Below are 13,569 nucleotides of genomic sequence, written 5' to 3'. Positions count from 1 at the left end.
TTAATTTTGCCAAGTGTTACCAATAATAAAATTGAGGATCACTACTGTGACTGCACTTACTTCCAACAGCGCTGGCCAATCTGTGCCTGCAGGGCACCGCCTAAGCGAAGCAGATTACCAGACTAACTTTTCTGATATACATACCCCCCTTGATGCTCGAAGCGCTATAGTTGAAGCTGACAGATGCTATTACTGCTACGGTGCGCCGTGCCAGACTGCATGCCCAACAGATATTGATGTGCCTAGTTTTATTCGCATGATTAGTGAAAAGAATGAAGTAGGAGCGGCTGGGAAAATTTTGTCAGAAAATATCATGGGTGGCACATGTGCTAGAGCCTGTCCCGTGGAAACCTTATGTGAAGACGCTTGTGTTAGAAATACTGAAGATGATCGACCGATTCAAATTGGCTTGTTACAACGATTTGCTACTGATCGGGCTAGTGAATTAGGTGCTAAATTTTTTACGCGTAAGGCTGCAACTGGTTATTCAGTAGCCGTTGTGGGTGCCGGGCCAGCAGGGCTTTCTTGTGCCCACCGCTTAGCTACTTTAGGCCATGACGTGGTTATTTACGAAGCTCAGGAGAAATCTGGGGGACTTAATGAATATGGCCTTGCCGCCTATAAAATGGCTGGGGATTATGCTCAAAAAGAAGTTGAAAATATTCTCTCCATTGGTGGAATTAGCATAAAGCATGGCATTAAAGTAGGTAAAGACGTTAGTGTTGCAGAACTCCAAACTAACCATGATGCTGTGTTTATGGGTGTAGGTTTAGGCACTAGTAAAGACATACAGTTAGATGGAGAAGACGCATCTGGGGTGCTTAATGCGGTAGATTATATTCATCAACTCAGACAGGCCAAAGATTTAGGGCAACTGCCCGTCGGTCAGGATGTAGTCGTTATTGGCGGTGGTATGACAGCCATCGACATCGCCATACAAATTAAACGCCTTGGTGCAGCTAATGTCACTATGGCCTACCGCCGAGGTAAGGAACATATGAACGCCAGTATTGAGGAGCAAGAATTTGCCCTTAACGAAGGTGTTCATATTGCTCACTGGGCTAAACCTGTTAGCTTGCAAATAGAGCAGGGAACAATCACTGGTGTTGAGTTTAAAAAGGCTAATGTTGAGGGAAATGAAACCTATATCACACCAACAGACATGTTGTTTAAAGCCATTGGGCAGAGCTTAACTCCCATTAATATGGGCACCACTGAATTTGTCAAAACCAGTGGCAAATATGATGTAGACAACGAATTGCGCACCTCTCAACTAGGCATCTGGGCAGGTGGCGATTGTGTCGCTGGCAGTGATGACTTAGCTGTAAGTGCCGTGCAAGACGGTAAACTTGCTGCCCTATCTATTGATAAAACATTAACGCAAAGCCAAGCATAAAGGAGACTATCATGATTGACTTAAAATCCAATTTTATTGGTATTGAAACGCCTAATCCTTTTTGGCTGGCTTCAGCGCCGCCAACCGACAAAGCCTATAACGTAAACCGAGCTTTTGAAGCGGGCTGGGGTGGTGTTATGTGGAAAACCTTAGGCGAAGCAGGCCTTCCATTAGTTAATGTGAGTGGCCCGCGCTATGGTGCATGGCACGGCAAAGACCGTACACTGATGGGCTTAAATAACATTGAGCTCATTACTGACCGTGACCTAGAAATCAACTTAGCTGAAATCATTCAAGTCAAGAAAGACTGGCCCGATCGTGGGGTTGTGGTCTCACTCATGGTGCCCTGTGAGGAGCAAGCTTGGATAGATATTTTGCGGCGAGTTGAGGATACTGGGGCTGATGGTATCGAACTCAATTTTGGCTGCCCTCATGGCATGTCAGAACGTGGTATGGGCGCTGCTGTTGGCCAAGTGCCTGAATATGTCGAAATGGTAGCCGCTTGGTGTAAACAATATTCTGATTTGCCAACCATAGTAAAGCTAACCCCTAATATTACGGATATTCGCACCTCTGCACGAGGCGCAGTGCGTGGTGGTGCTGATGCAGTATCACTGATCAACACCATTAATTCAGTTATGGGTGTAGATCTCAATCAGCTAAAAATGTCCCCATCTGTGGGCCAGCAAGGCTCTCATGGAGGCTATTGTGGCCCAGCAGTAAAACCTATTGCCTTACACATGCTAAGCGAGATAGCACGGGATACAGAGTGCAATAATATTCCAATTTCTGGCATTGGCGGTATTACTGATTGGCGCGATGCGGCGGAATTTATGGCTTTAGGGGCGAGTAATGTGCAGGTATGTACAGCCGTAATGACCTATGGCTTCCGTATTGTTGAGGATATGATTGATGGTTTAAGTCGTTACCTAGCTGAGCAAGGAATGACCAGTGTAGATCAATTAATTGGTGCTGCAGTTCCCACGGTAACTTCTTGGAATAAGTTGGATCTAAATTACGTGGTAAAGGCGCAAATAGATCAGGATTCCTGTATTAAATGTGGCCGTTGCCATATTGCTTGTGAAGACACCTCCCATCAGGCAATTAGCACTGAAATTAATGGAGAACGTGGTTTCCAAGTCAAGGATGAAGACTGTGTAGGATGTAATCTATGTGTTGTTGTTTGCCCTGTTGAAAATTGCATTACTTTACGTGAGCTTGATACCGGAGAAGTGGATGCCCGTACCGGTGAGCTAGTCAGTGCCCATTATCAAAATTGGACTCAACACCCAAATAACCCCGTGGGTTAGGTGAGACCAACGGTAGGCGCAGCAACCAATAACTATAGGAAAGGTAAAATGTCTAATATCAATACAAACGGACAAAGGTTATGGGACAGTCTCATGGAAATGGCCAAAATTGGAGCAACTGAAAAGGGCGGGTGTTGCCGCCTAGCGTTGACCGATTTAGACAAACAATCCCGTGATTTGTTTGTCAGCTGGTGCGAAGCCGCTGGCTGCACCATTAAAATTGACCAGATGGGGAACATATTTGCTCGCCGTGAAGGAAGTGATCCCACTATGGCTCCTGTGGTTATGGGCAGTCACTTAGACACCCAGCCCACAGGTGGTAAGTTTGACGGTGTCTATGGTGTACTGGCTGGGTTAGAGGTTATCCGCAGCCTTAACGATCAAAATATCACCACCAGAGCGCCTGTTGAAGCCAGTGTTTGGACCAACGAAGAAGGTTCTCGCTTTGCTCCAGCTATGGTTGCTTCTGGCGTTTTTGCGGGTGTATTTGATTTAGAATACGGCCTTAGTCGCGCTGATCTAGATGGGTTAACCATGGGTGAAGAACTAAAGCGAATTGGTTATGATGGCAAAGAACCTATGGGTGAGCGCCCAATTAAAGCCTTTTTTGAAGCCCACATAGAGCAAGGCCCAATACTTGAACATGAAGACCTCACCATAGGTGTAGTGACAGATGCTCAAGGCCAACGGTGGTATGAAGTTACGTTAACTGGCCAAGAGTCTCATGCTGGACCAACACCAATGAAAACCCGCAAAGACGCATTAGTGGGTGCCGCAAAAGTGATCACCTTGGTGAACGAAATAGGCTTAAAGTATGCACCTTTGGCTTGCTCTACTGTGGGCTTGATTCAATCCTTTCCCAATTCACGCAATGTCATTCCAGGAGAAGTATTTTTTACCGTAGATATCCGCCACCCTGACGATGCTACTTTGTCGGCAATGAATGAGGAGCTAAGGGCAGGCTGCGACGCCATTATTAAAAGCCAGGGCTTGACCATGGCATTTGAACAAATCTGGTACTCTCCACCGGTTCCATTTAATCCCTCGTGTGTGGCGTCAGTGCGCCAAGCTGCGGTCGATTTAGGTTATAGTCACTGTGACATCGTCAGTGGCGCTGGCCATGACGCGTGTTATATCTCCCGTGTTGCACCTACAGCAATGGTATTTGTGCCTTGCAAGGATGGCATCAGCCATAACGAGCTTGAAGATGCCAAGCAAGAACACCTTGCCGCAGGGTGTAATGTATTGTTTCAGGCCGTGCTAAATCAAGCCATGTAGCTAGGAATATGACCAAGGTAGTTACAAGTCTAAGCCGGTATGTAGCATGGCTTAGCTGTAGAATTTGTAACTACTTTGGCCGTCAGATAAAAACTAATGCATTAGTTTAAACTCTCCCTTATCTATTGGATATGCCTATACTTATAAAAATTTATTGTATATATTCAGTATGCAATTTGTTTGCAGTATTTTTATTGCGTTTAATCGGCGTTGTTGATACACCTATATCAGCCCAGTTTTTTAACTAGGTTGTAATAAAACACACGAATCCTTTAGCTAGATTTTTTTCTACCCACGCACAGGTAATTCCATGCTTATCGGTATACCCAAAGAGCCTATGGCGGGCGAAACTCGAGTCGCTGCCACTCCCAAAACAGTAGAGCAATTAATAAAACTTGGCTTTGATGTTTGTATTGAATCAAACGCAGGCCATGCAGCTAACTTTGACGATGCATCATACGAAGCTGCTGGAGCGTCTATTAACGCCAACACCAAAGTAGTTTACCAAAGTGATTTGGTGCTTAAGGTAAACCCTCTTTTAGAGCACCCTGGCCAAGCTTGCCATGAGTTAGACTTGCTCAAAAATGGTGGTCATTTAATCAGCTTTATGGCGCCTGCCCAGAACGAAGAACAGCTTAAGCAGCTTGCGCAGCGAAATATTACTGCCATGTCTATGGAGTCTGTGCCGCGTATATCCCGTTCACAGTCAATGGATGCCTTAAGTTCCATGGCTAATATTGGTGGTTATCGCGCAGTGATTGAAGCCGCCCATCATTTTGGCCGTTTTTTCACTGGTCAAATCACTGCTGCAGGTAAGGTGCCTCCTGCTAAAGTGTTGATTATAGGCGCAGGTGTTGCAGGTCTAGCAGCATTGGGTGCAGCCGGTAGCTTAGGCGCCATAGTGCGAGCCTTCGATACCCGTCCCGAAGTAAAAGAACAAATTAACTCTATGGGTGCTGAATTCCTAGAAGTAGAATTAGAGGAAGAAAGTGGCTCTGGTGATGGTTATGCGAAGGTGATGAGTAAAGCCTTTATTGAAGCTGAAATGGCCTTATTTGCTGAGCAAGCCAAAGAAGTGGATATTATTATTACCACGGCTATGATTCCTGGTAGAGCTGCACCTAAGCTAATTACTGCTGAAATGGTGTCTACTATGACCCCAGGTAGCGTGATTGTAGATTTGGCTGCCGGTGGTGGTGGCAACTGTGACCTTACCGAGCCTGGCAAAGTGATCACTAGTGCTAACGGAGTGAAAGTGATTGGCTACACAGACATGCCCGCTCGTCTGCCTAGCCAAGCCTCCCAGCTCTACGGCACCAACCTAGTAAATTTGCTAAAGCTGCTTTGCCCTGAAAAAGATGGTCAGTTGGTGATCGATTTTGAAGACCCCATCATGCGTGGTGTGACCATTAGTAAGGATGGTGAAGTCACTTGGCCAGCACCCCCTATTCAAGTGGCTGCAGTACCCCCAAAGAAAGTGCAAGATAGTGCGCCGATAGAACCTTCTAAGCAGGAAATGTCGGCGGCAGTGAAATATGGTTTAGGCCTAGCAATTGCTGTACTGATAGGTTGGATAGCGCTGAACGCACCTGTGGCCTTCCTAGGCCACTTCACAGTGTTTGTGTTGTCTTGCATTATTGGTTATTACGTGGTTTGGAACGTCAAACATGCCTTGCACACGCCATTGATGGCCATCACCAATGCGGTGTCTGGCATTATTGTTGTGGGAGCTGTGCTTCAGGTAGGTGACGAGCTCAATCTTGTCACCATTCTTGCTTTGATCTCTGTGCTCATCGCGTCCATTAACATCGTTGGCGGCTTTTATGTCACCAAACGCATGTTAAAAATGTTCCAGAAATAGGAGACGACCAATGCAAGCAGGTATGGTTATCACAGCTTACGTTATCGCCGCTGTATTATTTATTATGGCCCTTGGTGGGCTATCCCAACAAGAGTCGGCCAAACGCGGCATTTGGCTTGGCATCATAGGCATGGCGTTAGCGTTATTGGCTACTTTGTTAAGCCCAAAAGTTATGGCACTCACCACAGGCCTTAGCTACATTCTTATTGCCATGCTCATTGGCTCTGCCATTGGTGTTTACATGGCTAAACGAGTGGCTATGACGGAAATGCCCGAACTAGTAGCAATACTCCATAGTTTTGTGGGTTTGGCCGCTGTATTTGTGGGTGTGAATAGTTATCTAGACCATTCTCAAGTGCTTACACCAGTAATGCAAAACATTCACTTGGTAGAAGTATTTTTGGGAGTGTTTATTGGTGCAGTCACCTTTACCGGCTCTGTGGTAGCCTTTGGTAAGCTAAGGGGTATTATGTCATCCAAAGCCCTTAACCTGCCACAGCGCCACAAGCTAAATTTACTGGCTTTGCTGGTCAGTGCGGTGATGCTGGTGCAATTTGTTAACCAAGGTGGCAACGACACCTACCTAGTTATTATGGCTCTTATAGCCTTAGTGTTTGGTTGGCATTTAGTGGCATCAATTGGTGGAGCAGACATGCCTGTCGTCGTGTCTATGCTTAACTCATACTCTGGTTGGGCAGCAGCAGCAGCAGGGTTCTTATTAGGTAATAACTTGTTGATTGTCACAGGTGCCTTGGTAGGCTCTTCTGGTGCAATTTTGAGCTACATAATGTGTAGGGCTATGAACCGTTCATTTATCTCTGTAATAGCGGGTGGTTTTGGTAACGACCCTATTGCAAGCGATGACGAAGAAGAAGGCGAAGTACAGCCTACTACTGCCGAAGAAGTGGCCAGTATGTTAACCACTGCTCGGTCTGTGGTTATTACCCCAGGCTACGGCATGGCGGTAGCGCAAGCGCAATACCAAGTGCAAGACATTACCCAAAAACTACGTGCTCAAGGCGTAGAAGTACGCTTTGGTATTCACCCTGTTGCTGGGCGTTTACCAGGCCATATGAATGTATTGTTGGCAGAAGCTAAAGTGCCTTACGACATCGTTTTAGAGATGGATGAAATCAATGAAGACTTTGCAAACACCGATGTAGTGCTTGTAATAGGTGCCAACGACACGGTTAACCCCGCCGCGAAAAAACCTGGCAGTCCCATAGCAGGTATGCCAGTGCTGGAAGTGTGGCACGCTAAAAACGTGATTGTATTTAAGCGTGGTATGGCATCAGGTTATGCGGGAGTGCAAAACCCTTTGTTCTTTATGGACAATAGTAAAATGTTATTTGGCGATGCCAAAGCATCGTGTGATCAAATAGCCAGTAATCTTTGATGACATAGTTGTTTTTAAAAAGCCCATAGGCCATTGAAGTAATGGCCTATGGGCTTTTTTGTGCCTTATGAAAAAGCTAGCGCTGTAACGCTAAAATTACTTACCCTTCTATGATGCCACCTGCACATTTGACACATGAATTTTGTTGCAGTTATGCAGCTCTAAATATTGCTCAAAATGAGGGTCTGTGGGCGTTAGGTGCAAGTGATTTAATAGCACATTAAGTGCCACTTCTGCTGCGCGACTAGTGCCATCCAAGGCTTTTAATGCAATACCCAAGCCAAGGCTCGGTATCGCTGCACCAAACACGCCCTCAGCCCCAGTTTTACAAGCCACTTGAGTACCATAGGCTTGCATAACATAAGTGCAGTGACGTTTACTACCCGCCACATAAAAGGGTTCATTGACCATAGCCTGGTATAGGCTGTGGCAAGCTTTCTGCCAGTCGTCTGGTAGTTGTTCACCAGTACCAAAGCGAGCAAACGCCATGGCCAAACTAGGTAAGGGCAGGGCATAGGTAGGAATAGAGCAGCCATCAATACCCATAGGGTAGTCTGCTACTTTAAGGTCCATCATGCGCCCCATCGCATCGTTCACTGCTAGTTGAACAGGGTGTTGGTGGTTAATATAACCCTTTGGATCGATGCCTTGATGATGAGCAAAGCTCAAAAAACCACAGTGCTTACCCGAACAGTTGTTGTGTACTGCGCAGGCCTGCACGCCAGATTGGGCTAAGGCCACAGTAGCAGGCTGATATAAAGGCCAATGGCTACCACATTCTAAATGTTCAGAACTCATGCCCAATTGGTCAAGCCATTGGGTTACTAGATTGCTGTGCTGAGGTTCGCCATTGTGGCTAGAGCACGCCATCGCCACTTGTTGCTGGCTTAGGTTAAGGTCCTGCACAGCACCACTGAGCATGAGTGGTAGCGCTTGCAGTGGTTTAGCGGTAGAGCGGGGGAACACCTGCTGATCTGCATCACCCCATTGGCTATGGCGCTTGCCTTTGGCATCACTAATAACAGCAATAACTTGATGGCGACTTTCAATAAATCCACCACGGGTGACATCAATGACTAGTGCTCGGTTATTCATCTGCTACTCCAGATAACGCTGACAACTTAACTATTAAACCCAACTTTAACATCACAGTTAAAGTCAGTCCAAGTGCGCTTTGTTTAATAAACGTGCCAGACTAAAAAGTTGTGCTCTAGTGGACCTGCATAAAAGGGGTGGTCATAGAATTGGGTGGGTCGCTAACTAATTTGACGCATCTTTCGGCTCGCGCTTATCGTGTAACACTGTGACCCGTTGCATGTGCCTTACGTTAGGCAAGTAGTCAGAGATTGCATAGTGATGGGTGATACGGTTATCCCACATGGCAACAGTATTGTTACGCCAGCGTAAACGCACCTGAAACTCAGGCTTGGCCATATGTTGGTATAGGTATTGCAGTATTCGATCACTCTCACCTTGAACTTCTCCAATAATATGACGGGTAAACGATTGATTCACATTGAGGTATTTGAGCCCACTCACAGGGTGAGTATCAACAACCTTATGCACTGCAGATCCAGTGCGCTTAAGGCCATCGTTCACGGCTTCAATGCCACCTTTAAAATACAGGTCATTTCTAAAGGTGCCTATGTCGTGTATCGCTTCCATGCCGGCTAAATAATTTTGCCACATTAATGGCAGCGCAGTGAATGCCGCGTTGGTGTTAGACCACATGGTATCGCCGCCCACATCAGGTACTCGAATGGCATGTAATATACTGGTGAAGGGTGGGTTAGCTTTAAACGTCATGTCCTTGTGCCAATCATTGGTGTCTGGTTTGCTGCCAGCACCACTTTTTAGTAAGACAATATTTTCATAACCTTCAATGCTTGGATAAATTGGGTGAGGGGGCTCTGGCTCACCAAAGCTTTTGGCAAAGGCTAAGTGTGCTTTTGGTGTTAGATCTTGGTCACGAAAAAAAATTACTTTATGCTCAATTAGCGCCCCATAAATATCGTCTAACTCTTTTGAGCTAAGATGGTTGAGATCAATGTCTGATATTTCAGCACCAATAGCAGGTGTCACTTGTTCAATTTTCATCTTAGTTAATACTCAAGCACTGTTGTTGGGTCTGAATGTAACCGGGCGAGCAAAGCGCCATTGGGTTCGCCATGAAAATTAATATAGTGTTCTGTTTGGACATGGGCCTTGCTCCATATGTTTTTTGCCAGGTCCCAGTAAAGTTGGAAGACCCGAGAATCGGCTATTTTAACAGTCAAAATAAATGTGTAAACTAGGTCAAAGTTAATGAATCCATAAGGTGAGCTAATGTTATTAAAGAAGTTTATGCCTTCGGCTCAAAGTTTATTAATCTTTGAGGTAGCCGCACGTCATTTAAATTTTACTGCCGCTGCCAAAGAACTGGGTTCAACCCAATCGGCAGTAAGCCAACAAATACGTGGTCTAGAGCAACAACTGGAACTACAATTATTTAAGCGTATCTACCGAGGGGTGGTTCTAACCGATACCGGTGAGCAACTATATGAAGCTGTTGAATCTGGCTTTGGACAGATGACAAGCTGCTTAGAAAGACTGCAAAAAACTCGTTCACGACAGTGCATTAATGTTGCAACTGATTTCGCGTTTGCAGCATTTTGGTTGTTGCCTAGGCTACCTCGATTTCGTGAGTTGCACCCTGAAGTAGAGGTGCGAATTGTCACCTCGCAAGACCAGCTAGACTTCACTGCACAAGACACTGACATCTCCATTGTGTTTGCCAAAGGCAAGCCCAGCAATTACAGATCACATCTTCTGTCTATAGGGACTGTTTTTCCAGTCTGTAGCCCGTCATTATTAGCTCAATATGGCCCCATAGAAAGTCACAAAAAACTGGCCACTTTGCCGCTATTAAAACTAGGCGATGATGGGGGTCATGGCTGGTTAAATTGGCGTGGATTTTTCAACCAGCGACGCAGTCAAGTAATCCCTAGCGAACCCGTACTGACCTTCAACAACTATACCCTTTTGGTTCAGGCCGCGATTGCAGGCCAAGGGGTAGGCATAGGTTGGGGTGCTCTGGTAGGCGATCTAGTGGAGAGTGGTATGCTCACGGCTTTGAGCGCCTTTAGCCTAACCTCCGATTGGGACTATTACCTAGTAGAGGCCAACGCTCAAGATATGTTGCCAGCAAAGAGACATTTTGTAGACTGGCTGCTCACTGAATAACCCGCTCTACAACCATTAGTAGAACTAACAGCATTCGGGTGATGAAATGGTGTGTTACCTTTAACCTGCCAGATCCCGAGTTTTACCAAGCACAAGAAATACGCCTAATGCCATAACCGCCAGCCCAGCAATACGCCGTGTATCTATGCTGTAGGTCTGAGAACCGAATAAACCAAAGTGATCAATAGCACTCATGGCAATTAATTGCCCAAGAAGAACAAAGGACACTGCATTTGAAACCCCAAATTTTGGTGCAACCCAGGTGATTGTCATAATGTAAAACATAACAAAAAAGCCACCAAAGTAATAATACCAGGGGGTACCACTACCAAATATCTTAGTGGGCACACCTGCTGATGACAGTAAATATAAAGTGGCAATAACAAACCCAACCAAGAGTAAAATTGAAGACGCTAATGCCGGGCTTTGTAGCCTAGTTCCTAAACCTCCATTTAACGCAGCCATTACGGGAATACCTAAACCTGCAATCAGCATCAATGATGCATAGAATAAAACATTGTTCATAAAAGGTTTCTCTTAAAAGGCTGCTCTTGTAAGCAACCTCAAACTTAAAAGCTTAGCTGTTGTTAGGGCTGAGTATTAAAGCAACAGCACTCAACAATAGCACCTTGGTCTAAACTTGTATTCAACACCGGTGCTTAATGCTTTATAGAGGTCTTTAGCAGAGGTTTTAAATGCACTTTGCAGGGCATTCGGACGGCGGCAACTTCCAACTCATAGTCTCCGGCCTCAATGTAATCCTTATCGACACCCTTTGGATCGCGGACATAACCATATCCAATGGACTGTTTTACCGTGTAGCCAAAGCCTCCAGAGGATAACCAGCCCACGCGTATGCCATTACGGTATATGGTTTCCCGGCCCAAAAGAACAACATCTGGATCATTAACTGTAAAACCTGCCAACATTTTCTTAACCCCGTTCTGTTTTTGCAACGCCATAGCCTGACGACCTTTGAAGGGCTGATTTGTCGCCATTTTTACCGCCCAACCAAGCCCAGCCTCGTATGGTGTGTGATCTGGACCTAGGTCTGAACCCCAGGCGCGATACCCCATTTCTAGCCTGCAGCTTTCGATGGCGCGGTAACCTGCATTGATGAGCCCGTGATGTTTCCCTGCTATCATAACTACTTGGTATACGGCTGTGGCGTATTCTACGGGAAGGTGCAGTTCCCAGCCCAATTCACCAACGTAAGTTACACGCATGGCCTGTACTGGACAGCCCGCAATGCTAATTGTTTTCACAGTACCAAATTTGAAACGGGTATTAGAAACATCGTCGTTCGTTGCCAGTTGCAAAATGTCACGTGCGGTAGGCCCCATTAACGACAGCACTGCGTTTGAGGAGGTGATATCAAACAACTGACAGTTAAGGCCAGCAGGAATATTTCGGGTAATCCAATCAAAATCGTGGGTTGCGAAACCCGTTCCAGTGACGATGTAATATTCATTATTGGCTACACGTGCAACGGTAAGATCGCATTCAATGCCGCCACGATCATTAAGCATTTGAGTGTAAATAAGTGATCCAACAGGTTTGGCAACATTGTTGGCAGCGATCCAGCTAAGTGCTTCCAAGGCATCAGGGCCTTTAAGGGAAAACTTAGCAAACGAGCTTTGATCAAACAACACAGCAGTCTTACGAACAGCGTTATGTTCCCTGCCTACCGCGTTAAACCAGTTCTGTCGGTCAAAGCTGTAAACATCCTGCGCAGTTTCACCATACACTGCATCAGCAAACCAGTTGGGCCGCTCCCAACCTAGCTTCTCTCCAAAACAGGCCCCCTGATCTTTTAGGGTTTCATAAAGTGGGGATTGGCGACAGGGACGCCCAGACTGATTTTCCTCGTGTGGCCAATCCATTGTGTAGTGTTTACTGTAAGCCTCTACTGTGCGCGTGCGCACCCAGTCCGTATCAAAGTGCGGGCGTCCAAAACGGCGAATATCGGCAGACCAAAGATCATAGGGAGGTTCACCTGCATGCACCCATTCTGCCAGTGCCATGCCAGCGCCACCCCCTGCGGCGATGCCAAAAGCATTAAAGCCCGCACCCACGAAGAAGTTTGATAATTCTGGCGCCTCACCGATAATAAAATTGCCATCTGGCGTAAAGCTTTCAGGCCCGTTAGTCAGGGTTTTGATGCCCACACGTTCAAGAGCTGGAACACGACCCAAGGATAATGCCATCAACTGTTCAAAGTGATCGTAATTGCTATCCAACAAAGAGTAGTGAAAACCCTTAGGAATTCCTGTAGTTGCCCAGGGGATAGGGTTTGATTCATAGCCTCCCATTACCAGCCCACCAACCTCTTCCTTGTAATAGGTTAGACGATCTGGGTCTCGAAGGGTTGGCAGGTTCTTAGGCATACCCTCAATTTCTGCGGTCACCATATACTGGTGTTCCATTGACACTAACGGCACATTTACACCAAACCGTTTGGCGAATTCCCGAGTCCATTGCCCAGCACACACCACCACTTTTTCACATTCAATGCGGCCATGTTCTGTGATGACAGCTTTAATTTTGCCATTGTCTATTTCCAGATCCAAAACCTTAGTGTCTTCAAATATCTTGGCGCCAGCCATACGTGCCCCTTTGGCTAGGGCTTGAGTAATATCTGAAGGATTAGCTTGGCCATCAGTAGGCATGAATGCGGCACCTATCACGTCATCAATATTCATCAATGGCCACAGGTCAAGTGCTTCTTTGGGCGTTAGTAGGTCCATCTCCAACCCAAATGAGTGGGCTGTGGTTGCTTGACGTTTTACTTCAGTCCAGCGTTCTTTGGTACAGGCCAAGCGTAAACCACCGTTCATCTTCCAGCCAGTACTAAGCCCAGTTTCTTGCTCTATCTTGTTATAAAGTTCTACCGAATAGCCCAAAAGCTGTGTGATGTTAGCGTTAGAGCGCAATTGCCCAACCAGACCAGCAGCATGAAATGTGGTCCCAGAGGTGAGTTTTTTACGCTCAAGCAGAACGGTTTCTACGCCGATTTTGGCCAAATGGTATGCGGTTGAGCAACCAATAATACCCCCACCTATAATGATAGTTTTGGAAGAGCTAGGTAGATTATGCATAGTGGGTC

10 protein-coding genes are annotated in these 13,569 nt (G+C 46.1%); 6 read left to right on the top strand and 4 right to left on the bottom strand.

What is annotated here, in order from left to right:
- Positions 1 to 46 precede the first annotated feature (46 nt).
- The 5 genes from ABXT60_RS10910 (at position 47) to pntB (ending at position 7,241) form a co-directional block, all read left to right on the top strand.
- On the top strand, positions 47 to 1,396 hold the full coding sequence (locus ABXT60_RS10910) for an NAD(P)-dependent oxidoreductase (RefSeq protein WP_443630175.1): 1,350 nt from the start codon (positions 47 to 49) through the stop codon (positions 1,394 to 1,396).
- 11 nt (positions 1,397 to 1,407) lie between these two features.
- On the top strand, positions 1,408 to 2,706 hold the full coding sequence (preA, locus tag ABXT60_RS10905; RefSeq protein ID WP_443630174.1) for an NAD-dependent dihydropyrimidine dehydrogenase subunit PreA: 1,299 nt from the start codon (positions 1,408 to 1,410) through the stop codon (positions 2,704 to 2,706).
- Between the two features lie 48 nt (positions 2,707 to 2,754).
- The gene (locus ABXT60_RS10900) at positions 2,755 to 3,984 is read left to right on the top strand and encodes a Zn-dependent hydrolase (protein WP_443630173.1); all 1,230 of its coding nucleotides are present in this window, start codon (positions 2,755 to 2,757) and stop codon (positions 3,982 to 3,984) included.
- Between the two features lie 310 nt (positions 3,985 to 4,294).
- Complete coding sequence (locus ABXT60_RS10895; RefSeq protein ID WP_443630172.1) at positions 4,295 to 5,845, top strand: Re/Si-specific NAD(P)(+) transhydrogenase subunit alpha; 1,551 nt, start codon at positions 4,295 to 4,297, stop codon at positions 5,843 to 5,845.
- Positions 5,846 to 5,855: 10 nt separating this feature from the next.
- A complete protein-coding gene (gene pntB / locus ABXT60_RS10890) occupies positions 5,856 to 7,241 on the top strand; it encodes a Re/Si-specific NAD(P)(+) transhydrogenase subunit beta (RefSeq protein WP_443630171.1) in 1,386 nt (461 codons plus the stop codon).
- Positions 7,242 to 7,349: 108 nt separating this feature from the next.
- Here the strand turns inward: pntB and ABXT60_RS10885 are convergent, their stop codons facing one another.
- Entirely contained in the window at positions 7,350 to 8,336 is a 987-nt protein-coding gene (locus ABXT60_RS10885; protein WP_443630170.1) for an asparaginase, read from the bottom strand.
- 165 nt (positions 8,337 to 8,501) lie between these two features.
- Positions 8,502 to 9,338, bottom strand: coding sequence for a TauD/TfdA dioxygenase family protein (locus tag ABXT60_RS10880; protein WP_443630169.1), 837 nt, complete (start codon positions 9,336 to 9,338; stop codon positions 8,502 to 8,504).
- 228 nt (positions 9,339 to 9,566) lie between these two features.
- Between ABXT60_RS10880 and ABXT60_RS10875 the strand changes: the two genes are divergently transcribed.
- Positions 9,567 to 10,463, top strand: a complete 897-nt coding sequence (locus ABXT60_RS10875; protein ID WP_443630168.1) for a LysR substrate-binding domain-containing protein — start codon at positions 9,567 to 9,569, stop codon at positions 10,461 to 10,463.
- Positions 10,464 to 10,523: 60 nt separating this feature from the next.
- On the opposite strand, the gene ABXT60_RS10870 is transcribed toward ABXT60_RS10875, so the two are convergent.
- Together ABXT60_RS10870 and ABXT60_RS10865 are read right to left on the bottom strand one after the other, a co-directional pair.
- On the bottom strand, positions 10,524 to 10,988 hold the full coding sequence (locus ABXT60_RS10870) for a DMT family transporter (RefSeq protein WP_443630167.1): 465 nt from the start codon (positions 10,986 to 10,988) through the stop codon (positions 10,524 to 10,526).
- Between the two features lie 134 nt (positions 10,989 to 11,122).
- The gene (locus ABXT60_RS10865; protein ID WP_443630166.1) at positions 11,123 to 13,561 is read right to left on the bottom strand and encodes a GcvT family protein; all 2,439 of its coding nucleotides are present in this window, start codon (positions 13,559 to 13,561) and stop codon (positions 11,123 to 11,125) included.
- Between the last annotated feature and the right edge of the window lie 8 nt (positions 13,562 to 13,569).

The sequence above is a fragment of the Candidatus Njordibacter sp. Uisw_056 genome (assembly GCF_047730085.1).
Lineage (GTDB): Bacteria > Pseudomonadota > Gammaproteobacteria > Pseudomonadales > Balneatricaceae > Njordibacter.
Note: the sequence above shows the minus strand (reverse complement) of the source record. Positions and strands in the feature narration are given on the sequence as shown.